Origin of the sequence: Streptomyces sp. NPDC052225 (assembly GCF_040679615.1) — a bacterium.
Lineage (GTDB): Bacteria > Actinomycetota > Actinomycetes > Streptomycetales > Streptomycetaceae > Streptomyces.
Window position 1 is genome coordinate 116221 of the sequence record NZ_JBFAVD010000008.1, and the last position, 19494, is coordinate 135714.

Genomic DNA, 19494 nt, shown 5'->3' on the forward strand with positions numbered 1-19494 from the left:
TCACTGTCCTTCCCGGTCGGATACGACCGAAGCGTATCGATTCCCACCCTGCTGGCCGCCCGAGCCGCCGACGGCTCCGACGGTCCCGACGGAACCACCCACGGAGGCATGCCCGCCGGTGGACCCGAAACCCCCCTCGGCCCGCGCGGATTCGGGAAGCTGCGCCACCTCGTGGAAGCGCACCCTCTCGACCTGCTGAACGACGAGTTGGGCAATCCGGTCGAAGCGCTCGAACCGCACGCTCTCGCGCGGGTCGAGATTCACCACGATCACCTTGATCTCCCCACGGTACCCGGCATCCACCGTCCCTGGGGCATTCACCAGGGCGACGCCACAGCGCGCGGCGAGACCGGATCGCGGGTGCACGAAGGCCGCGTACCCCTCGGGCAGCGCGACAGACACTCCGGTGGGCAGCACGGCCCGCTCACCGGGGGCGAGTTCGCACGCCTCGGTGGTGCGCAGATCGGCTCCCGCGTCGCCCGGGTGCTCGTACGCGGGCAGCGGCACGTCGGGGTCGACGCGTCGGATCAGCACGTCAAGCGTCACGGGTTCACCTCGAAGGCACGGGCGCGCCGGACCTGGTCCGGGTCGCTCATGGCCGCCTGGATCTCTTCCTTGCGGCCGTTGTCGATGAAGTGGTCGACCTTCACCTCGATGAAGAGGGCGTCGGCGCGGACGGCGACGGGCCCGTCGGGGCCGCCGATCCGGCCGGTCGCGGTCGAGTAGATCTTGCGCCCCGCGACGGCCGTGATCTCGGCGGACAGGTGCAGCACGGTGCCGACGGGCACCGGGCGTACGTAGTCCGTCTCGAGGCGTCCAGTCACGGCGATGGTCTGGGTCAGCCAGTTGAGCGAGCCGAGCGTCTCGTCGAGCGCGGTGGCGAGCAGGCCGCCGTGCGCGAGACCGGGCGCACCCTGGTGCGCGGCGCGCACGGTGAACTCGGCGGTGACGTTGACGCCGTCACCGGCGCGCGCCTCCAGATGCAGCCCGTGCGGCTGTTCGCCGCCGCAGCCGAAACAGTGTCCGTAGTGCGCGCCGAGGAGCTCGCCGGGGGCGGGCGCGTCGGGGTGCCGGACCGGCGCTATGGCGTCGGCCGGGGGCGTCAGAGCTGCAGAAGTACCACTCACAGGCGCAGACCTTACCCGCGCGTCCTATGGCTTCACGCATCGTGCCAAGCTTGTCCGCATGGAGCTCTCGACGACGCCTTACGAAGAACGCCTCACCGCGCCCCGTTCCTGGTGGTTCGTGACCTTCCTCGTGGGTGTCGCGGGCGGCCTCATCCTGCTGCCCTTCGGCACGCTGCCGCTGCTCGGCGGCTTCGTCGGCGGACTGCTCGTGGCGGCCGTGATCACCAGCTCGTACGGCTCGGTCCGGGTCCGCGTCGTGGCGAACTCGCTGGTCGCGGGCGACGCGAAGATCCCGCTGTCCGCGCTGGGCCCGGTGGAGATCCTGGACGCGGAGGAGGCCCGCGCCTGGCGCACGCACAAGGCCGATCCGCGCGCCTTCATGCTGCTGCGCAGCTACGTGCCGACCGCGATCCGCGCCGAGATCACGGACCCGACGGACCCGACGCCGTACGTCTACGTGTCCACGCGCGAACCTGAAGCTTTGGCAAAGGCTCTCGGATCCCGCAGCTGACAGGCCTCGGTCCTCGGTCTCAGTCCTCGGTCCCGCTCTCGATCTCCAGAGCGTCCTTCGGCGTCTCCAGCGGCGGCAGTCCGGACAGCTCGTCCCACGGCACCTGTATGTGCCGCAGATCCTTGCGGACCCGCTCCGCGAGCTTCTTGGTGTCCCTGCGGTTCATGGTCGCGCCCACAGCGGCGCCGATCATGAACGGTGTCAGGCTCGGCAGATTGCGCATCGTGCGCTTCATGATCTGCTGGCGCAGTTCGCGCTTCATCTGTCCGCCGAGCGCCGCGTTGACCGACATCGGCTTCGCCACGTCGATGCCGCGCTCCTGCGTCCACGACGTCAGGTAGGCGCTGCTGCGGTCCTTGAGGGTGCCGCGCGGGCGCACTCCGTACACCTCGTGCAGCTCGGCGATGAGTTTCAGCTCGATCGCCGCGACACCGGTGATCTCCGCGGCCAGTTCCGTCGCCATCGCGGGCGGTACGGGGAGCATCGCCGCGACCCCGATCCCGGCGCCGACCGTGGACGAGGCGTTGGCCGCGCCGGCGACCAGCTTGTCCGCGATCTCCTCGGGCCCCAGGCCCGGAAAGTGTCTGCGCAGCGTCGCCAGGTCCCGTACGGGGACCCGCGGCGCGATGTCGATGATCCGGTCCGCGAGATGACCGAACCCGGCCTTGGCCGCGGCGCCGCCCTTGACCATGCCGGTCTTCACGACGGTGCCGCTCTTGCGTATCCCCGTTCTGGCGGCGCTGCCGCCCTTGCGTACGCCGTCCTTGACGGCATCGACGCGCCGCCGGGCCGGCTGCGCGTCGTCCACCACGGCAGCCGTGTCGGCGTCGCGCAGCGCGACGTCGGCAGGCTCCGGGTCGCCCGTCTCGTGCTCGTCGTGAAGTGCCGATTCGAGCGAGGCTGCTCCAGGGTCGGAAGAGCCTCGCTCGTCGTCACGCACGGCCTCCGAAGGGCCTTGTGCCGCGTCCCGGAGGTGTTTCCGGGGGCGGCGCTTCCAGGGCGGGGTCGAGCCAGTCATGCCCGACCCTGCCTCAGTCGCAGTCGCGGCAGATCGGCTGCCCGTTCTTCTCCCGCGCAAGCTGGCTGCGGTGGTGCACCAGGAAACAGCTCATGCAGGTGAACTCGTCCTGCTGCTTGGGCAGGACACGAACGGCCAGCTCCTCGTTCGAGAGGTCGGCGCCCGGAAGCTCCAGGCCCTCGGCCGCCTCGAACTCGTCCACGTCGACGTTCGACGCGGACTTGTCGTTACGCCGCGACTTCAGCTCTTCGATGCTGTCCTCGTTGAGGTCGTCATCGGTCTTGCGTGGGGTGTCGTAATCCGTTGCCATGTCGCTCTCCCCCTCTGGGTGTAGGCGGTGTCTCAGCGCACGTAACGCATGAGAGGCCGGACTTGTGCCCGACCTGAGGCGGAGATTTTGCCTCACATCAAGGTCTGTTACTCAATCGACACCCAACCGGATCCCTCACGAGTGATCGGCTGGAGTGGCGAACGGGACCGTACACGGTCCGATTGCCGCACTGCACGGGCGCCACCCCGTGTACTTCCCGTGATCAAGCTGCCCGAAAACCCGGATTTTCCCGGCTTTCCGGCGGCTTTTGCGATCACAGAGAGTGGATGCCGGAAAAATCGCCCATGTGATCGATCACACACGACCCTCGTGGGCTCAGGTCCCGAAAATTCAGCTAAAAGCGAACTCTTCAGCGCGTCGGCGGAAGCATCTCAGATCAGTCCCGCCGCCGCACGTCGGATCGGCCTAGATCGGCAGGGTGACTCGCATCACGAGCCCACCCCCCTCGCGCGGTTCGGCGCTGATCCGCCCGCCGTGGGCCCGTGCGACGGACCGCGCGATGGACAGTCCGAGGCCGACACCCTTGTCGCTCCCGGTCCGCTCGGTGCGCAGCCGCCGGAACGGCTCGAAGAGGTTGTCGATCTCGTACGCGGGGACCACCGGGCCGGTGTTGGCGACCACGAGGACCGCCTGACCGTGCTGCGCCTCGGTGTCGACCTCGACCCAGCCGCCCTCCGGCACGTTGTACCTGATCGCGTTCTGTACGAGGTTCAGCGCGATCCGCTCCAGAAGCACGCCGTTGCCCTGGACGACCGCCTCCTTGCGCTCCCCGCGGATCTCCACGCCCTTCTCGTCGGCCTCGGCGCGGGCCTGGTCGAGCGCCTGGGAGGCGACCTCGGCCAGGTCCACGGGCTTGCGCTCGACGATCTGGTTGTCGCTCCTGGCGAGCAGCAGCAGGCCCTCCACGAGCTGCTCACTGCGCTCGTTCGTGGCGAGCAGCGTCTTGCCGAGCTGCTGGAGCTCGACCGGGGCGCCCGGGTCCGAGAGGTGGACCTCCAGGAGCGTGCGGTTGATCGCGAGCGGGGTGCGCAGCTCGTGCGACGCGTTGCCCACGAAGCGCTGCTGCGCCGTGAACGCCCGCTCCAGGCGGTCGAGCATCTCGTCGAAGGTGTCCGAAAGCTCCTTCAACTCGTCGTCGGGCCCGTCCAGTTCGATCCGGCGCGACAGGTCCGTGCCGGCCACCCGGCGCGCGGTGCGCGTGATGCGGCCGAGCGGGGACAGGACGCGTCCGGCCATCGCGTACCCGAAGGCGAAGGCGATGATCGCGAGGCCGAGCAGCGCCATCAGGGAACGGCTCAACAGCACGTCGAGGGCGTGCTGACGCTGGTCGTTGACGCACTTGCTCAGGACGTCGTTCAGCTCGCTGGCCGGGATCTGCGAACCGTCGGGGATGTTGCAGACCGCGCTGGCGACGCGGCCTTCCACGATCTTGAACGGCAGCTCGCTGCCCACGTTCAGCGCCTGCGCCGCGAGCAGATAGATGATCGAGAGCAACAGGATGCCCGCGATGAGGAACATGCCGCCGTAGAGGAGCGTGAGCCTTATGCGGATCGTCGGGCGGAGCCAGGGAAAGGGCGGCTCGACCGGCGCTCCCGGCTTCCAGGTCGGCTTCGGTGGCGCCTTCGGGGGCGCGGGAGTGGTGGCCATGGAAGGTCAGATCCGGTAGCCGGAGCCCGGCACCGTGACGATGACGGCCGGCTCGCCGAGCTTGCGGCGCAGGGTCATGACGGTGACCCGGACGACGTTCGTGAACGGGTCCGTGTTCTCGTCCCAGGCCTTCTCCAGGAGCTGCTCCGCGGAGACGACGGCGCCCTCGCTGCGCAGCAGCACTTCGAGGACCGCGAACTCCTTGGGGGCGAGCTGGATCTCCTTGCCGTCCCGGAACACCTCGCGGCGGTTCGGGTCGAGCTTGATGCCGGCGCGCTCCAGGACGGGCGGCAGCGGCACGCTCGTACGGCGTCCGAGAGCCCGCACACGGGCCGTCAGCTCGCTGAACGCGAAGGGCTTGGGGAGGTAGTCGTCGGCGCCCAGCTCCAGGCCCTCCACGCGGTCGCTGACGTCGCCGGAGGCGGTCAGCATGAGGATGCGGGTGGGCATGCCCAGCTCGACGATCTTGCGGGCGACGTCGTCGCCGTGCACGAGCGGGAGGTCGCGGTCGAGAACGACCACGTCGTAGTCGTTCACGCCGATGCGCTCGAGGGCGGCCGCACCGTCGTACACGACGTCGACGGCCATGGCCTCCCGGCGCAGTCCGGTGGCCACCGCATCGGCGAGCAGCTGCTCGTCCTCGACGACGAGTACGCGCACGTCGCTTGTCCTTCCTCTGGTCACCCACGGGCAGCGTTCGGGCGCACGTGGGCAGGTCCGGTCATGGGATGTGAGCCTCCATCCTGCCCCTTTCGGCCATAAACCGGCTGTAAGGCGGCCGGGCGTCCCGGGAATGCCGGTTTTTCTCCGGGGGTTGAGGTTTCTGCCGAAGGGAGCGTGGGGAGGACGGCTGTACACCCGCGATCACGCTTTGTATGTGGCATGCCACGAGCCGCTGTCGAGTTCGCTTCCCGCAGGGCGGCTCGAGACGTGATCGCCCCTTCCACCGGGCACACCCCCGTGCCACCGACCCACGACCCAGGACGAGGGGGCGCAACCATGGACGCATTCACCGCAGGACTGATGCAGCGCATAAGGGCGGCCGAGACCGACCTGACGCGGGCGCGCGAGACCGGCGACGACTTCCTCGCGGAGGTCGAGCAGGGCGAGCTGGACGACCTCCACCGCCTCGCCGCCGAGCACGGCGTAGAGATCCACGCCGCGAGCGTCTGACGGCCACAGCGAAGGGCCCCGGCACCTGTTCGATCCAGGCAGGTGCCGGGGCCCTTTCGTGCGCCCTCAGGGCTACGGAGGTCAGTCGTGCCAGGCGCCGAGCTCTTCCAGCCAGTTCTGAAGCGGCTCGAACAGGCCGGGGGGCGCGGCGATCGTCAGCTCGGGCGAGACGGGCTCGCCGGGGCGGCCGCCGGTCAGGGCGCCGGCCTCCCGCGCGACGAGGTCGCCGGCGGCGAAGTCCCAAGGGTTCAGGCCGCGTTCGTAGTACGCGTCCATGCGGCCGAGCGCCACGTCGCACAGGTCGATGGCCGCGGAGCCGCCCCGCCGGATGTCCCGCACGCGCGGCACCAACTGCCGTACGACGTCGGCCTGCTGGACGCGGCGCGACTCCAGGTAGCCGAAGCCGGTGCCGACCAGGGCCTGCTCGAACGGGGGCGCCACGCGCACGCGCGCGGGCCGGTCGTTCACGAAGGCGCCGCCGCCGAGGACGGCGCGGTACGTCTCGCCGCGCATGGGTGCCGCGACGACGCCGACGATCGTCTCGCCGTCCTTGCGGGCCGCGATGGAGACGGACCAATCGGGGCGCCCGTAAAGGTAGTTGACCGTTCCGTCGAGGGGATCGATCACCCACTCGACGCCGCTGGTGCCCCGGGTGCTCGCGCCCTCCTCGCCGAGCACGCCGTCGTCGGGGCGGCGCTCGGCCAGGTAGTCCGTGATCAGCTTCTCGGACGCGATGTCCATCTCGGTGACGACGTCGACGGCGCTGGTCTTGGTGGCGGCGACGCCGAGGTCGGCCGGGCGGCCGTCGCGCAGGAAGACGCCCGCGCGGGCGGCCGCCTCCAGGGCGATGTCGAGAAGCTCTGCCTTCAGGTCGGTCATCTGGCGTCCTTACGCGTACGGGCTGTCGGCGCCCGCCGCGGCGGGCTTGGGGGCGCGGGCCGGGCAGCAGCCCACCGGGCACACGTTGTGACTCGCGCCGAGGGCGCCCAGGGCGCAGGGCGTGACCTGCTCGCCGCTCTCGGCGGCGGCCCGCTCCAGGACCAGCTCGCGGACGGCGGCGGCGAAGCGCGGGTCGGCGCCGACGGTCGCCGAGCGGCGGACCGGCAGGCCGATCTCGGCGGCCTTGGCGGTGGCCTCGGTGTCGAGGTCGTAGAGGACCTCCATGTGGTCCGAGACGAACCCGATGGGCGCCATGACGACGGCAGGGACCCCTGCGCCGTGCCGCTCCTCCAGGTGGTCGCAGATGTCGGGCTCCAGCCACGGGATGTGCGGGGCTCCCGAGCGCGACTGGTAGACGAGCTGCCAGGGGTGGTCGACGCCGGTCTCCTCGCGCACCGCGTCGGCGACGAGCCGCGCGACGTCCAGGTGCTGCTTCACGTACGCGCCGCCGTCGCCGTGGTCCTCCGCGGGCCCGGAGCTGTCGGCCGCGGCGTCCGGGATGGAGTGCGTGGTGAAGGCGATGTGGGCGCCGTCGCGCACGTCCTCGGGGAGGTCGGCGAGGGACTTCAGGACGCCGTCGACCATGGGCCGTACGAAGCCGGGGTGGTTGAAGTAGTGCCGCAGCTTGTCGATCGCCGGGAGCTCCAGGCCCTCCGCCTCCAGGGCGGCGAGGGACTCCGCCAGGTTCTCCCGGTACTGGCGGCAGCCCGAGTACGAGGCGTACGCGCTGGTGGCGAGGACGAGGATGCGGCGGTGGCCGTCGGTGACCATCTCGCGCAGGGTGTCGGTCAGGTACGGCGCCCAGTTCCTGTTGCCCCAGTACACCGGCAGGTCCAGGCCGTGGTCGGCGAAGTCCTTGCGCAGGGCGTCGAGCAGCGCCCGGTTCTGGTCGTTGATCGGGCTGACCCCGCCGAACAGGAAGTAGTGCTGCCCCACTTCCTTGAGCCGCTCCTTGGGGATGCCGCGGCCGCGCGTCACGTTCTCCAGGAACGGGACGACGTCGTCGGGGCCCTCGGGGCCGCCGAACGAGAGCAGCAGCAGGGCGTCGTAGGGGCGGGCGTCGGGGGTGGCAGCGTGCGCTTCTGGCATGTGTTCGATCCTGCCACCCGGCACTGACAGGCGGAAAACCGCCATGCCCCGGATGCCTGACACGCGTAAGCTGTGTCAGCCGAGTTCACGCCTTACGTTTCCCGCCGGAGTCCTGTTGCCCAGCCCCTACCGCGCCATATTCGCCCTGCCCGGGACCAAGAGTTTCTCGGTGGCCGGGTTCCTGGGCCGGATGCCCCTGTCGATGATGGGCATCGGCATCGTCACGATGGTCTCGCAGCTGACCGGGCGCTACGGCCTGGCCGGTGCCCTGTCCGCGACGGTGGCGCTGTCCGCCGCGGTGATCGGGCCGCAGATCTCCCGCCAGGTCGACCGGCACGGGCAGCGACGCGTGCTGCGCCCCGCGACCCTCGTGTCGCTCGTGGCGGTCTCCGGGCTCCTGCTGTGCGCCAAGTACGAGGCGCCGGACTGGACGCTCTTCCTGTGTGCCGCGTTCATCGGCTGCGTCCCCAGCGTGGGCTCGATGATCCGCGCGCGGTGGGCCGCCCTCTACCGGGACACCCCGCGGCAACTGCACACCGCGTACTCCTTCGAGTCCGTGATCGACGAGGTGTGCTTCATCTTCGGGCCGATCATCTCGATCGGCCTGTCCACGGCGTGGTTCCCGGAAGCGGGGCCCCTGCTCGCGGGCTGTTTCCTCGCGGTCGGTGTCTTCTGGCTGACCTCGCAGCGGGCCACGGAACCGGCGCCGCACCCCCGCGGGCAGCACGGCGCCGGATCGGCGCTCCGCGCGCGCGGGTTGCAGGTTCTGGTGGCGACCTTCGTGGCCACGGGCGCGATCTTCGGTGCGGTCGACGTGGTGACGGTGGCCTTCGCCGAGGAGCAGGGTCACAAGTCGATGGCCAGTGTCGTGCTCGCCATCTATGCGGCCGGCTCCTGTGTCGCGGGTGCCGTCTTCGGCCTCCTGCACTTCAAGGGGGCGCCCGCCCGCAGGTGGCTGGTGGGTGTCGTCGCGATGGCCGTGAGTATGATCCCCCTCCAACTGGTCGGGAACCTGCCGTTTCTGGCCGTGGCGCTCTTCGTTGCGGGCCTGTCCATCGCACCGACGATGATCACGACGATGGCCCTCGTCGAGCAGCACGTACCACGCGCGAAACTGACCGAGGGCATGACCTGGATCAGCACCGGGCTCGCGGTCGGTGTCGCGCTCGGTTCCTCCGTGGCGGGGTGGGTGATCGACGCCTTCGGTGCGAAGGCCGGGTACGGGGTACCGGGGATCTCCGGCGCCGTCGCGGTCCTGGTGGCGTTCCTCGGCTACCGCCGGCTGAAGCAGCCGGTTCCGCAGCGGGGAGGACCTACGGATGAGCACGGCGCAGACGGGCAGCACGAAGAGCAGCGAAGCGTGGCGTAACTGGGCGGGGAACGTCGTCTCCCGCCCCGTGCGCGAGGTGACGCCCGCATCCGTGGAGGAACTCACGGCGGCCGTGCGCAGGGCGGCCGAGGACGGTCTGAAGGTGAAGGCGGTCGGCACCGGCCACTCCTTCACGGCGGCCGCCGCGACCGACGGAGTGTTGATACGCCCTCAACTGTTGACCGGCATCCGCAGCATCGACCGGGCGAACGGCACGGTCACGGTCGAGGCCGGCACCCCGCTCAAGCGACTCAACCTGGCCCTGGCCCGCGAGGGCCTGTCGCTCACCAACATGGGCGACATCATGGAGCAGACCGTCTCCGGCGCCACGAGCACCGGCACGCACGGCACGGGCCGCGACTCCGCCTCCATCGCCGCCCAGATCAAGGGACTTGAGCTGGTCACCGCGAGCGGTGAGCTGATCACCTGCTCCGAGAAGGAGAACCCCGAGATCTTCGCCGCCGCCCGGATCGGCCTGGGCGCGCTCGGCATCGTCACCGCGATCACCTTCGCCGTGGAGCCGGTCTTCCTGCTCACCGCGCGCGAGGAGCCGATGACCTTCGACAAGGTCCTCGCCGACTTCGACGAGCTGCACGCCGAGAACGAGCACTTCGAGTTCTACTGGTTCCCGCACACCGGCAACTGCAACACCAAGCGCAACAACCGCAGCGCGGGCCCCGAGGCGCCGGTCTCCCGGATCAGCAGCCTCTGGGAGGACGAGATCCTCTCCAACGGCCTGTTCCAGGTGGTCAATTCGCTCGGCCGCGCGGTGCCCGGCACGATCCCGACGATCGCCAAGATCTCCAGCAAGGCGCTGTCGGCCCGTACGTACACGGACATTCCCTACAAGGTCTTCACATCCCCGCGCCGGGTGCGTTTCGTGGAGATGGAGTACGCGGTTCCGCGCGCGGCCCTGGTGGAGACGCTGCGCGAGCTGAAGTCCATGGTGGACCGCTCGAACCTGCGCGTCAGCTTCCCCGTGGAGGTCCGCACGGCCCCGGCCGACGACATCGCGCTGTCCACGGCGTCGGACCGCGACAGCGCCTACATCGCGGTCCACATGTACAAGGGCACCCCGTACCAGCGGTACTTCACTGCGGCCGAGCAGATCTTCACCGCCCACGAGGGCCGCCCGCACTGGGGCAAGGTGCACACGCGCGACGCCGAGTACTTCGCCGGCGTCTACCCGCGCTTCGGCGAGTTCACCGCCCTGCGCGACCGCCTGGACCCGGACCGCCTGTTCGGCAACGCCTACCTGCGCCGGGTCCTCGGCGACTGAGGCACGCCCGCTATTCGGCCGGGGTCTCCCCCAGGCCGTTCTCCGCGCCGGTGCCCGTGCTCTGCGAGGGGGTCGGCGTGGGCGTCGGGGTCGGCGTCGTACCGCTGTCCCCGGAATCGGAGCCCGTGTCGGAGTCGTTGTCCGAGTCGCCCGTACCGCTGTCGGAGCCGGGGTCCGTGTCGGACCCGGTCCCGGTGCTGTCGCCGGGTGTCGGCGTGGGCGTCGCGTCGCCGTCCGTGGACGAGTCGTCGCCGTTCTGCCGCGTGCCGCCGTCCGAGCCCGTGCTGCTGTCGCCGGAGGGCGTCTGTGACGTGCCGGGCGTCGGGTCGCTGTCACCGGAGGACGAGCGACCGGAGAAGGCGTCGCGGAACGTCGTGCTGCCGCTGTCGCCGCTGAAGCTGTGCCCGGACACGAGTTCGTACGTGGTGATGCCGCCCATGGTCACGCCGAACACGACGGCGGCGGCGATCAGCGGGCGCTTCCAGCTCTTGATGCGCGTGCGGTGCACGGTCCCGCCGGTGAACTCCTCGGACGGGAGCGGGGGTTGGGGCGGCTCGCCCACGGGCCGCAGCAGGCGGGTGGCCTCGTCGACGGCGCCGGCCTTGAGGAGCTGGGTCTTCTCGGGGTCGACCGTGCCCAGGAAGCGGGTCTCCTCGGGGTCGACCGCGCCCAGGAGCCGGGTCTTCTCGGCCGCGTCGGGCAGCAGGTCGGCGACGGCTCCGGTGTCCAGGAGCCGGGTCTCGCCGTCGTCGGGTATCCGGTGCTCCGCGGCGGGCGTGCCCCACGTGATGGTCGTCGGCACCGCCCCGGTGGCGGGTCGCGCGGCCGGCGGCCGGTCGCCGGTGACCATGGCCTTCGTGGCGTCCATCGCGTCGTCCGAGCGGAACGTGCGCGGCACCGGGCGCCCTTCGGCGGTGACCGGGACCTGACGCGCCTTCGGCTTCGTCTGCACCGCGACGTCGCGTATCTGCTCGCCGGTGCGCTTGAAGAAATGCTGGAAGACGGTGCCGCCGCAGGTGGCGAGGGCGCTGACCAGGCCGGCGCCCAGGATCGTCCCGTAGACCCCGAAGCTGGAGGCGAGCTTCGCGGCCACGACGGCGGCGACCGCACTGCCCGCCACCTGGGGCACGCTCAGATCCAGCCGCTTCTTCTCCTTGGGCTCGCCCTGACCGTCCTTGGAGTTCTCCGGCTTCTCGCCCATTTCCGGACCTTGCCTGCCTTTCTCGACACAAACCGACATCACGCCTGTTTCGCAGCGAAGTTCACGAGGCTACGTGAACTTCCTGTGTCACACGAGAAAGGGACGTACGGGCGAAGTGAATGGTTCCGGTTCCGGAGATTCCGTGAAGCACGCCACGCAGATCCCCCGCGAATCGGACGCCGCAGGCGCACGCCCCATACCCAACTCCCGTTCCCCATGAGAAGTTCGGCGGCGTGCCGATCCACGCGAGTGGCCCGAATGGAGTACTGTTGCGAGCCCTGGGTCCGGTCTCCCGCCAGGGTGTCCGGGGCCTTCCAGGACCGCCGGGAGGGGGCTCGTTGCACAGGGTGACGAACTCGGTCACTTAGCGTTGCGAACAGGTAACCGTGCCATAACGGCGCTCTCGGGTCGATGCCCGACACGCCGGGCAACTCGGCAAGGTTGTGGCAGGCTGCACCCGGGCAGGCCACACTCGACTAGCGGAAGCAGCGACGCACGTGACGTCGGCAGGCACCACCCGGGAGGTCCCCATGCCCGAACTGCGTGTCGTGGCCGTCTCTAACGACGGCACACGGCTGGTGCTGAAGGCTGCGGACAGCACGGAGTACACGCTTCCGATCGACGAGCGCCTCCGGGCCGCCGTGCGCGGCGACCGTCCGCGTCTCGGCCAGATCGAGATCGAGGTGGAGAGCCACCTCCGCCCGCGCGACATTCAGGCGCGCATACGAGCCGGTGCCTCCGCCGAGGAGGTCGCCCAGCTCGCGGGCATCCCGGTCGATCGTGTACGCCGCTTCGAGGGCCCCGTGCTCGCGGAGCGTGCCTTCATGGCCGAGCGGGCCAGGAAGACCCCCGTGCGCCGTCCCGGCGAGAACACCGGCCCCCAGCTCGGCGAGGCGGTGCAGGAGCGACTCCTGCTGCGCGGCGCCGACAAGGAAACCGTCCAGTGGGACTCCTGGCGCCGCGACGACGGCACCTGGGAAGTCCTCCTCGTCTACCGGGTCGCGGGCGAACCGCACTCGGCGAGCTGGACCTACGACCCGCCCCGCAGGCTCGTCCAGGCCGTGGACGACGAGGCGCGCTCGCTCATCGGCGAGTCCGACGACATCGGCGCGCCCGAGCCCACGTTCCCGTTCGTGCCGCGCATCGCACGACTGCCCAGGGACCGGCCGCTCGACCGCGCCCTCGACCGGCAGTTGGAGCGTCCGACGCCGCCTCCGCCGGAGGTCGGTCCTCCGGCGGCCGAGGAGAACCTGCCGGCGATCGCCTCCTCCGCGGAGCGCGACTCGCTGACCAGCCTCCTCGAGGCGGTGCCCAGTTACCGCGGCGACATCGTCGTGCCCGACCGTCCGACGACGGCTCCCGAGCCGCCGCAGGAGGAGCCCGAGCCGCCCGCGGCCGCCGAGTTGGAGGAGCCGGCGGCGCCCGCCGCGTCGGCCGGTGCCGGATCGGCGTACGCGGACGTGCTGATGCCGCGCTCCGTCGCCGGGCACCGGGACCGTCTGACCGGCACCACCGACCGGCAGGCCGAGGCCGACGGGGTGCGCCCCGGCCGGCGGGCCGCGGTGCCGAGCTGGGACGAGATCGTGTTCGGCACCCGGCGCAAGAAGCAGGAGTAGCCCTCCTCCAGGGATACGCGAGCGAGGCCCGCGCCGTTCAGTCGGCGCGGGCCTCAACTCCGTACGGGGGAAGGGTTACTGCGGGTCCGGGCCCGTCGCGACCGGGCGGGACTCGTCCGCCGACCACTGGGACCAGGAGCCGACGTAGAGCTGCGCGTCGATGCCCGCCACCGCGAGGGCGAGGACCTCGTGGGCGCCGGAGACGCCCGAGCCGCAGTAGACGCCGACCTGGCCCGGATCGCCGGTCGCGCCAAGGGACTTGAAGCGGTCGGCGAGTACGGCGGCGTCCAGGAAGCGGCCGTCGGGGCCGACGTTCTCCGTCGTCGGGGCGGACACCGCGCCCGGGATGTGGCCGCCGACGCGGTCGATGGGCTCCACGTCGCCGCGGTAGCGCTCGGCCGCGCGGGCGTCCAGGAGCAGCCCCGAGCGGGCGAGAGCGGCGGCGGCGTCCGCGTCGAGGAGTCCGGTGGCACCGGGTGCAGGCTCGAAGGTGCCGGGCTCCGGCGAGGGGATCTCGGTCTCCAGGGGGCCGTCCCACGCGGCGAGGCCGCCGTCGAGGACTCGCACGGACGGGTGACCCGTCCAGCGCAGGAGCCACCAGGCGCGCGCGGCGGCCCAGCCCTGCCCGCCGTCGTACACAACGACGTCCCGGTCGGCCGAGACGCCCGCGGCGCGCAGCGCCGCGCCGAGGTCCGCCAGGTCGGGCAGCGGGTGACGGCCCTCGCCCGGACCCGCGTGACCTGCGAGTTCCGCGTCCAGATCGATGAAGACCGCGCCCGGGAGATGGCCCTTGGCGTACTCGGCACGACCGTCGAAAGCGGGCTCTCCCGCGGCCTTCGCGACGCTCAGCTGCCAGCGGATGTCGAGCAGAACCGGAGGATTGTCCCCCGCCGACTCGCTCGCAAGTTCGGATGCGGAGATGATGGCATTCATGAGGGTCATCCTTGCTCATGGTCTGGTACGAGCGGCGCCGTTCGGCTAGCGTGCTCGATCGACTACCGAGCGTCTACCGACCGGACACGCTCGGGTCATGGCGTCGCAACGCATGCGAAACACCGATTCGGGCATCCTCTGCGGGGAGTCCGGCGGATTCGGCGCGGCCAGGGAGCGCCGCGCGGCACGGAGTGCCACCATCAGCACGGGCGTGATGCGACAGCTGGGGTCCCGAGTGCGGGGCCGAGCGTCCTGGTCCGAGGATTCCGAGGAGAGAGTGACGATGACCGAGGCAGCAGCCCGGCGCGCACCGGGCACACCGTGCTGGGTGAGTCTGATGGTGCACAGCCTGAGCGCGACCCAGGAGTTCTACGGGGCGCTGTTCGGCTGGGAGTTCAGGCCGGGGCCGCAGCAGCTCGGCCCGTACGTACGGGCCCTCCTGGACGGCAAGGAGGTGGCCGGCATCGGCCAGCTGCCGCCCGACCGCCATCTGCCGGTCGCCTGGACCCCGTATCTGGCCACGGACGACGTGGACGCGACGGCCGAGTCCGTGCGGCACTGCGGCGGCACGGTGGGCGTCGGCCCGCTGGACGCCGGCGAGGCGGGCCGGTTGGCGATCGGCTCCGACCCGGCCGGCGCGGTGTTCGGCGTCTGGCAGGCCGCCGCGCACCTGGGCATGGCGGTCACCGGGGTGCCCGGCGCGGTGGCGTGGAACGAGCTGGTGACGCGGGAGACGGCGAGCGTCGCCAAGTTCTACCAGGCGGTCTTCGGGTACGCCGAAGAGGCCGTGGTCTCCGCCGACTTCGACTATCTGACGCTGCACCTGGAGGGGCACGCGGTGGCGGGCGTGCACGGCGTCGGCAACGCGCTGCCGCGCGACCGGGGCGCGTACTGGATCACGTACTTCGAGGTCGCCGACGTGGACGAGGCCGTGGAGCGGGTCGCCGACCTGGGCGGCCACGTGGTCACGCCCGCGCGCGACTCGTCGCACGGGCGGGTGGCCACGGTGGCCGACCCGGAAGGGGCGCAGTTCGCGCTCGTGGCGCCCCCGAGGCCGTAGGAGACGGTCGGCCGGTTCAGCGCACCGAGAACTCGCGGATCACGGTGTTCCGGAAGACCGCCTTGCCATCCGCGCTGAACAGCGCGAGGCCGGTGTCCACGAGGTACGGGAACGCCTCCATGGAGTGCACGTACCGGCCGTCGTCGACGTACATCTCGACCGTGGTCCGGTCGACCAGGACACGCAGCCGCACGGTGTGCGCGGACGGGTCGAACGGGGTGCGGCTCTCCTGCCACTTCCCGGAGGTGTCGGGGTTCGCGGCGCCGCGCCGGTTGACGAAGGCGTAGTCGCCCCACACGCCCGCGTCGATGTGCCGGCCACCGTCGGAGGAGCGGCGCAACTGGACTCCGGCGCCCGTGAGCCGGTCCCAGGTGATCTCGGTCGTCAGCTCGTACGCGGTGCCCGTGTAGGCGAGGACGCGGGTGCCGTCGACCTCCAGGTCGCCGAGGTTCACGGTGCGCGAGACGTGTCCGTCCAGGGCTGTGACGGGGCGGGACGCGAGGTAATACGTACCACCTGAGGCGCGGCGGAGGGTGACCTCGCGGACGATCGAGTCGGTGCCGTTGAAGCCGTCCGTGTCGATGGTCGGCGTCGTGTTGGGGTAGTCCCAGTTGTTCGCCCAGCCGATCGCGTACCGGACGGCCGGGTCGACGGTGCCGTCCGGCGCGTGCTTGTCGAAGGTGACGGCGCCGTACCAGTCGAAGCCGTGGTCGAGCCACTGCGGGTCGGGGGCGTCGGGCGTGAAGGCGGAGCCGTCGAACTCGCCGGTCCAGTAGGCGTACGTGTTGGGCAGGCCTGACGCCTTGCCGTTCGCGCTGACGCCGAGGACCCACTTGACGGTGCCGCCGTCGGTGGCGATGCGGAACAGGTCGGGGCACTCCAGGACGCCGAGACCCTCCTTGACGAAGCCGCCCGCGTACGTCCACCGCTTGAGGTCGGCCGAGTGGTAGAAGCCGACCTTGGTGTTCTCGGCGAGGGCCATCACCCAGCGGCCCCGCGCCTCGTCGCGGATCACCTTGGGGTCGCGGAAGTCCTTGACGCCGGGGTTGGCGAGGGCCGGGGCGGTGCCGTGGTGGGTGAAGGTGCGGCCGCCGTCGGTGGAGTACCAGAGGTACTGGGCCTGGGTGGCGGCGCTCTCGTCGGGTTCCATCGTGGCGAGGACGACGACGGCTCCGGCGCCGAACCCGGCGGTGTTGCCGCTGTCCACGACGGCGGATCCGGACCAGATGTCGCCGTTCGGTGTCGTGTCCTTCGGTATCGCGATGCCGCGGTCGGTGAAGGAGACGAGGTCGGTGCTGGTGGCCAGGCGCCAGGCGGTTCCGGTCGTGGTGCCGCCGCTCAGGTAGTCGGCGTTGTAGAGGTAGTAGTAGTGGTACTCGCCGTCGATCCAGACCGGCCGCTGCGGATCGTTCTTCCACTGGTCGGGGACGGTGAAGTGGTACTCGGCGCGGTAACTCGCGCCGTCCTTCGACGACTTGGGCTTCGAGGGCTTGGGCTTCGCCGCGGCCGGGGCGACGGCGGCGGGCAGGGCCGGCGCGGCCGCGCCCAGGGCGGACGCGGCGAGCAGGGTTCTGCGGGTGGGTCCGGGCATGGAGGTACGTCCCTTCTGCCGGCGTCCGTCGGGAGACACCCTTCGACAGACGTCCATCGGAAGACGTCCATCGGGATCGGCCGGCGTCGGTGAGGACTGTAGACCTAACTCGTTAAAGGTCAAGCGATACAGGGCCTTGACAGGGACGTAACGCGGTTCTCATCATCTGGGCATCGCCCTTCGCTAATACGAGTTAGGCCCTTCATGAGTGAGGCCCTCCGATGACCGACTCACCCCGCCCGCCCACGGCCCGCGGCGTCCCGCGCCGCGATCTGCTCCGCTACGGCGCGTACGGCGCCGGTGCCGCCGCGCTCGCGGGCACCGCGTCCCAGTGGGACCGGCTGACCGGGAACGACATCCCGGGACGTGACGGCGACGCGCTCGTCGTCGCGACGCTCGGCTCCGCCGTCGACCCGGCCGCCCAGCGCGTCCTGCGCGACGGCTTCCAGCGGCTGCACCCCGACATCAGGATCCGCCTGCTGCCCGTGCAGGCCACGGACTGGTCGGACTTCTTCGCCAAGATCCTCACCCAGATCGCCGCGGGCACCGCGCCCGACGTGGTCTATGTCGCCACCGAGGGCGTGCAGTTGTTCGCCGAGCGGCTCGGTGTCGCCCTCGACGACCGGGTGCGGCGCGACGCCGACGAGCTGCGGGAGTACTTCTCGGACGTCCATCCGTCGCTGGTGGAGTCGATGATGTACGAGGGGAGCCTGTACCAGCTGCCGGTCGAGTTCAACGCGGCCGACATGTACCTGAACCGGCAGGTCCTGAAGCGGGCCGGCGCCGAACTGCCGCCGCCCGACTGGACGAAGGACCAGTTCACCGCGTTGCTGCGGGACATGAAGCGCAGCGGCGGCTCCGGCTTCACCCCGTACTTCTGGACCAACCGGCTGTGGGGCGGAGTCGTCCCCTGGCTCTTCGCCAACGGTACGAACGTGCTCACCGAGGAGAAAGCGCCCGGCGGCCAGTGGCTGTGGGACTCCTTCTATCCGGCGCACGCGCGGCGAGGCCGGGGCGGCGGATTCCGCTGGCGCGCCGCGCAGGCCACCGCCGACCGCGTCGAGGAGGTCTACGACTATCTGGCCTCGCTCATCCAGGACCGGCTCTGCTCGCGCCCCGAGGGCGGCAGCGGCACGAACCTCGTCGGCGTCTTCTCCACCGGCCGCGTCGGCGTGACCCCCGCGGGCGGGTTCTGGGCGGGCGGGCTGCACACCGCGGGGATGCGAAGGGACGCGTACGACGTGCAGTACTTCCCGCGCTGGCGCGATCAGCGGCACCAGTTCGGCGCGGCCGGCTACGCGCTGCTGCGCACGTCCAAGAAACAGGACGAGGCCTGGGAGTTCATCAAGTACAGCGTGCGCAAGGACGTCCTGACCGAGCTGTTCAAGGCCAACCAGACGACTCCGGCCCGCCGTTCGATGGTGCACGCGGCGCGGTACGCCGAGACCGGGCCCGCGCACTGGGACGTCTTCTACGACACCCTCGACCGGTTCCCGGACACCGGGCCGATCCCCGCCCCGCCGCAGGTCGCCGCGGTCGAGCAGCTGCTGCTCAAGCACACCGGTACGGCGCTCGCCTCGCCGCACAGCGTGCGGCCCGCGCTGCGCCGACTGCACAGCGATCTCGATCAGGCCCTGGAGCGCGACATATGACGCACACTCAACTCGCCGTCGAGCCGGCCGCTCCTTCCGTGGAGACGCAGGGCAGGGCCCGTGCGCCACGCGCCCGCGACCGCGGGGTGCGGGCCCTGGCCGCGCTGTTCCTGGCGCCCACCGTCATCGGCATCCTCGTCTTCACCGTCGTACCGATCGTCGGTTCGGTCGTCCTGAGCTTCTTCCACTGGAACGTCATCGACGATCCGACGTTCGCGGGCGGCGCCAACTACCGGGAGATGTTCACCGACGACACCGTCCTCGTGTCCTTCCGCAACACCCTCGTCTTCATGGTGTTCGCGGTGGCCCTGCAACTCCTGCTGGCCCTGGTCCTCGCGCTCGCGCTCGACGCGAAGCTGCCGTCGTGGCTGCGGTCGGTGTTCCGCTCGGCGTTCTTCTTTCCGCTGGTCCTGTCCGCGGCGTCCCTCTCTGTGGTGATGAAGTACCTGTTCAACCAGGACTTCGGCGTCGTGAACTGGCTGCTCGGGCACGTCGGTATCGACCCGGTGCCCTGGCTGACCTCGGAGAACTCGGCGATGGTCGCCGTGGTCCTGGTCTATGTGTGGCAGCAGTTCGGCTTCTCGTTCCTGCTGTTCGTCGGGGGTCTGAACAACATCCCCAAGGAGATCCACGAGGCCGCGTCGCTGGACGGCGCGACGGGCCTGCGCAAGCACCTCTCCGTCACGCTGCCGCTCCTGTCGCCCACGCTCCTGGTGGCGTCGGTGGTCGGCATCATCAACGCCCTTCAGGTCTTCGAGCAGCCGTACGTGCTGACCGACGGAGGCCCGGGCGACGCGACGCGCACCGTCGTGATGGTCATCTACCAGGACGCCTTCGAGCAGTTGCGCTTCGGTGAGGCGTCCGCGATCGGCGTGCTGCTGTTCGCGCTGATCCTGGGCGTCACCGCCCTCCAGTTCCGGCTCAGCCGCCGATTCGTCCACTACCAGTGATCCGGGTG

Annotated in this window: 19 protein-coding genes; 8 read left to right on the forward strand and 11 right to left on the reverse strand. The window is 70.7% G+C overall.

The window, feature by feature from the left end:
- Positions 1–546 (reverse strand): dUTP diphosphatase, encoded by a 546-nt coding sequence (dut, locus tag AB0L37_RS14845; protein WP_365504431.1) that lies wholly within the window; start codon positions 544–546, stop codon positions 1–3.
- Complete coding sequence (locus AB0L37_RS14850) at positions 543–1127, reverse strand: PaaI family thioesterase (protein ID WP_365504433.1); 585 nt, start codon at positions 1125–1127, stop codon at positions 543–545. Before AB0L37_RS14850 ends, dut begins: the two co-directional genes overlap by 4 nt.
- A 58-nt stretch (positions 1128–1185) precedes the next feature.
- Between AB0L37_RS14850 and AB0L37_RS14855 the strand changes: the two genes are divergently transcribed.
- Positions 1186–1638, forward strand: coding sequence for a DUF3093 domain-containing protein (locus AB0L37_RS14855; RefSeq protein WP_365504435.1), 453 nt, complete (start codon positions 1186–1188; stop codon positions 1636–1638).
- A 19-nt stretch (positions 1639–1657) separates the two neighbouring features.
- Here AB0L37_RS14855 and AB0L37_RS14860 read toward each other — a convergent pair whose 3' ends face one another.
- The 4 genes from AB0L37_RS14860 to AB0L37_RS14875 form a co-directional block, all read right to left on the reverse strand.
- Positions 1658–2656: a hypothetical protein gene (locus tag AB0L37_RS14860; protein WP_365504437.1), complete on the reverse strand. Its 999-nt coding sequence runs from the start codon at positions 2654–2656 to the stop codon at positions 1658–1660.
- A 13-nt stretch (positions 2657–2669) separates the two neighbouring features.
- Positions 2670–2966: a DUF4193 domain-containing protein gene (locus AB0L37_RS14865; RefSeq protein WP_018535993.1), complete on the reverse strand. Its 297-nt coding sequence runs from the start codon at positions 2964–2966 to the stop codon at positions 2670–2672.
- Positions 2967–3392: 426 nt separating this feature from the next.
- On the reverse strand, positions 3393–4634 hold the full coding sequence (locus AB0L37_RS14870; RefSeq protein ID WP_365504439.1) for an ATP-binding protein: 1242 nt from the start codon (positions 4632–4634) through the stop codon (positions 3393–3395).
- Positions 4635–4640: 6 nt separating this feature from the next.
- Positions 4641–5294 (reverse strand): response regulator transcription factor, encoded by a 654-nt coding sequence (locus AB0L37_RS14875; RefSeq protein ID WP_018535991.1) that lies wholly within the window; start codon positions 5292–5294, stop codon positions 4641–4643.
- A gap of 339 nt (positions 5295–5633) precedes the next feature.
- Between AB0L37_RS14875 and AB0L37_RS14880 the strand changes: the two genes are divergently transcribed.
- The gene (locus AB0L37_RS14880; protein ID WP_365504441.1) at positions 5634–5807 is read left to right on the forward strand and encodes a hypothetical protein; all 174 of its coding nucleotides are present in this window, start codon (positions 5634–5636) and stop codon (positions 5805–5807) included.
- An 81-nt stretch (positions 5808–5888) separates the two neighbouring features.
- On the opposite strand, the gene AB0L37_RS14885 is transcribed toward AB0L37_RS14880, so the two are convergent.
- Positions 5889–6686 (reverse strand): inositol monophosphatase family protein, encoded by a 798-nt coding sequence (locus AB0L37_RS14885; protein WP_365504442.1) that lies wholly within the window; start codon positions 6684–6686, stop codon positions 5889–5891.
- Between the two features lie 9 nt (positions 6687–6695).
- Positions 6696–7835, reverse strand: a complete 1140-nt coding sequence (locus AB0L37_RS14890) for a ferrochelatase (protein ID WP_365504444.1) — start codon at positions 7833–7835, stop codon at positions 6696–6698.
- A gap of 115 nt (positions 7836–7950) precedes the next feature.
- On the opposite strand from AB0L37_RS14890, the gene AB0L37_RS14895 reads away from it, so the two are divergent.
- The gene (locus tag AB0L37_RS14895) at positions 7951–9204 is read left to right on the forward strand and encodes an MFS transporter (protein ID WP_365504446.1); all 1254 of its coding nucleotides are present in this window, start codon (positions 7951–7953) and stop codon (positions 9202–9204) included.
- Positions 9155–10483 (forward strand): D-arabinono-1,4-lactone oxidase, encoded by a 1329-nt coding sequence (locus tag AB0L37_RS14900; protein ID WP_365504448.1) that lies wholly within the window; start codon positions 9155–9157, stop codon positions 10481–10483. Before AB0L37_RS14895 ends, AB0L37_RS14900 begins: the two co-directional genes overlap by 50 nt.
- Before the next feature lie 10 nt (positions 10484–10493).
- Here AB0L37_RS14900 and AB0L37_RS14905 read toward each other — a convergent pair whose 3' ends face one another.
- Positions 10494–11684 carry a hypothetical protein gene (locus AB0L37_RS14905; protein ID WP_365504450.1) on the reverse strand — a complete coding sequence of 397 codons (1191 nt, stop codon included), beginning with the start codon at positions 11682–11684 and terminating at the stop codon, positions 10494–10496.
- Positions 11685–12214: 530 nt separating this feature from the next.
- Between AB0L37_RS14905 and sepH the strand changes: the two genes are divergently transcribed.
- Positions 12215–13300 carry a septation protein SepH gene (gene sepH, locus AB0L37_RS14910; RefSeq protein WP_365504452.1) on the forward strand — a complete coding sequence of 362 codons (1086 nt, stop codon included), beginning with the start codon at positions 12215–12217 and terminating at the stop codon, positions 13298–13300.
- A 75-nt stretch (positions 13301–13375) separates the two neighbouring features.
- On the opposite strand, the gene AB0L37_RS14915 is transcribed toward sepH, so the two are convergent.
- Positions 13376–14242: a sulfurtransferase gene (locus AB0L37_RS14915; protein WP_365504454.1), complete on the reverse strand. Its 867-nt coding sequence runs from the start codon at positions 14240–14242 to the stop codon at positions 13376–13378.
- A gap of 274 nt (positions 14243–14516) precedes the next feature.
- Here AB0L37_RS14915 and AB0L37_RS14920 point away from each other — a divergent pair, with 274 nt between their 5' ends.
- Positions 14517–15293: a VOC family protein gene (locus AB0L37_RS14920; RefSeq protein ID WP_365504456.1), complete on the forward strand. Its 777-nt coding sequence runs from the start codon at positions 14517–14519 to the stop codon at positions 15291–15293.
- A 16-nt stretch (positions 15294–15309) separates the two neighbouring features.
- Here AB0L37_RS14920 and AB0L37_RS14925 read toward each other — a convergent pair whose 3' ends face one another.
- A complete protein-coding gene (locus AB0L37_RS14925; RefSeq protein ID WP_365504458.1) occupies positions 15310–16884 on the reverse strand; it encodes a glycoside hydrolase family 32 protein in 1575 nt (524 codons plus the stop codon).
- Between the two features lie 221 nt (positions 16885–17105).
- On the opposite strand from AB0L37_RS14925, the gene AB0L37_RS14930 reads away from it, so the two are divergent.
- On the forward strand, positions 17106–18536 hold the full coding sequence (locus tag AB0L37_RS14930) for an extracellular solute-binding protein (protein WP_365504460.1): 1431 nt from the start codon (positions 17106–17108) through the stop codon (positions 18534–18536).
- Positions 18533–19486, forward strand: a complete 954-nt coding sequence (locus tag AB0L37_RS14935) for a sugar ABC transporter permease (protein ID WP_365504462.1) — start codon at positions 18533–18535, stop codon at positions 19484–19486. Before AB0L37_RS14930 ends, AB0L37_RS14935 begins: the two co-directional genes overlap by 4 nt.
- Positions 19487–19494: the final 8 nt, after the last annotated feature.

Coding starts and splice junctions, on each gene's coding strand:
- AB0L37_RS14935 (WP_365504462.1), top strand. CDS start 18,533: ATGACGCACACTCAACTCGCCGTCGAGCCGGCCGCTCCTTCCGTGGAG.
- AB0L37_RS14905 (WP_365504450.1), bottom strand. CDS start 11,684: ATGGGCGAGAAGCCGGAGAACTCCAAGGACGGTCAGGGCGAGCCCAAG.
- AB0L37_RS14885 (WP_365504442.1), bottom strand. CDS start 6,686: ATGACCGACCTGAAGGCAGAGCTTCTCGACATCGCCCTGGAGGCGGCC.
- AB0L37_RS14870 (WP_365504439.1), bottom strand. CDS start 4,634: ATGGCCACCACTCCCGCGCCCCCGAAGGCGCCACCGAAGCCGACCTGG.
- AB0L37_RS14920 (WP_365504456.1), top strand. CDS start 14,517: ATGACCGAGGCAGCAGCCCGGCGCGCACCGGGCACACCGTGCTGGGTG.
- sepH (WP_365504452.1), top strand. CDS start 12,215: ATGCCCGAACTGCGTGTCGTGGCCGTCTCTAACGACGGCACACGGCTG.
- AB0L37_RS14880 (WP_365504441.1), top strand. CDS start 5,634: ATGGACGCATTCACCGCAGGACTGATGCAGCGCATAAGGGCGGCCGAG.
- AB0L37_RS14915 (WP_365504454.1), bottom strand. CDS start 14,242: ATGACCCTCATGAATGCCATCATCTCCGCATCCGAACTTGCGAGCGAG.
- AB0L37_RS14865 (WP_018535993.1), bottom strand. CDS start 2,966: ATGGCAACGGATTACGACACCCCACGCAAGACCGATGACGACCTCAAC.
- AB0L37_RS14855 (WP_365504435.1), top strand. CDS start 1,186: ATGGAGCTCTCGACGACGCCTTACGAAGAACGCCTCACCGCGCCCCGT.
- AB0L37_RS14930 (WP_365504460.1), top strand. CDS start 17,106: ATGACCGACTCACCCCGCCCGCCCACGGCCCGCGGCGTCCCGCGCCGC.
- AB0L37_RS14900 (WP_365504448.1), top strand. CDS start 9,155: ATGAGCACGGCGCAGACGGGCAGCACGAAGAGCAGCGAAGCGTGGCGT.
- AB0L37_RS14890 (WP_365504444.1), bottom strand. CDS start 7,835: ATGCCAGAAGCGCACGCTGCCACCCCCGACGCCCGCCCCTACGACGCC.
- AB0L37_RS14860 (WP_365504437.1), bottom strand. CDS start 2,656: ATGACTGGCTCGACCCCGCCCTGGAAGCGCCGCCCCCGGAAACACCTC.
- AB0L37_RS14925 (WP_365504458.1), bottom strand. CDS start 16,884: ATGCCCGGACCCACCCGCAGAACCCTGCTCGCCGCGTCCGCCCTGGGC.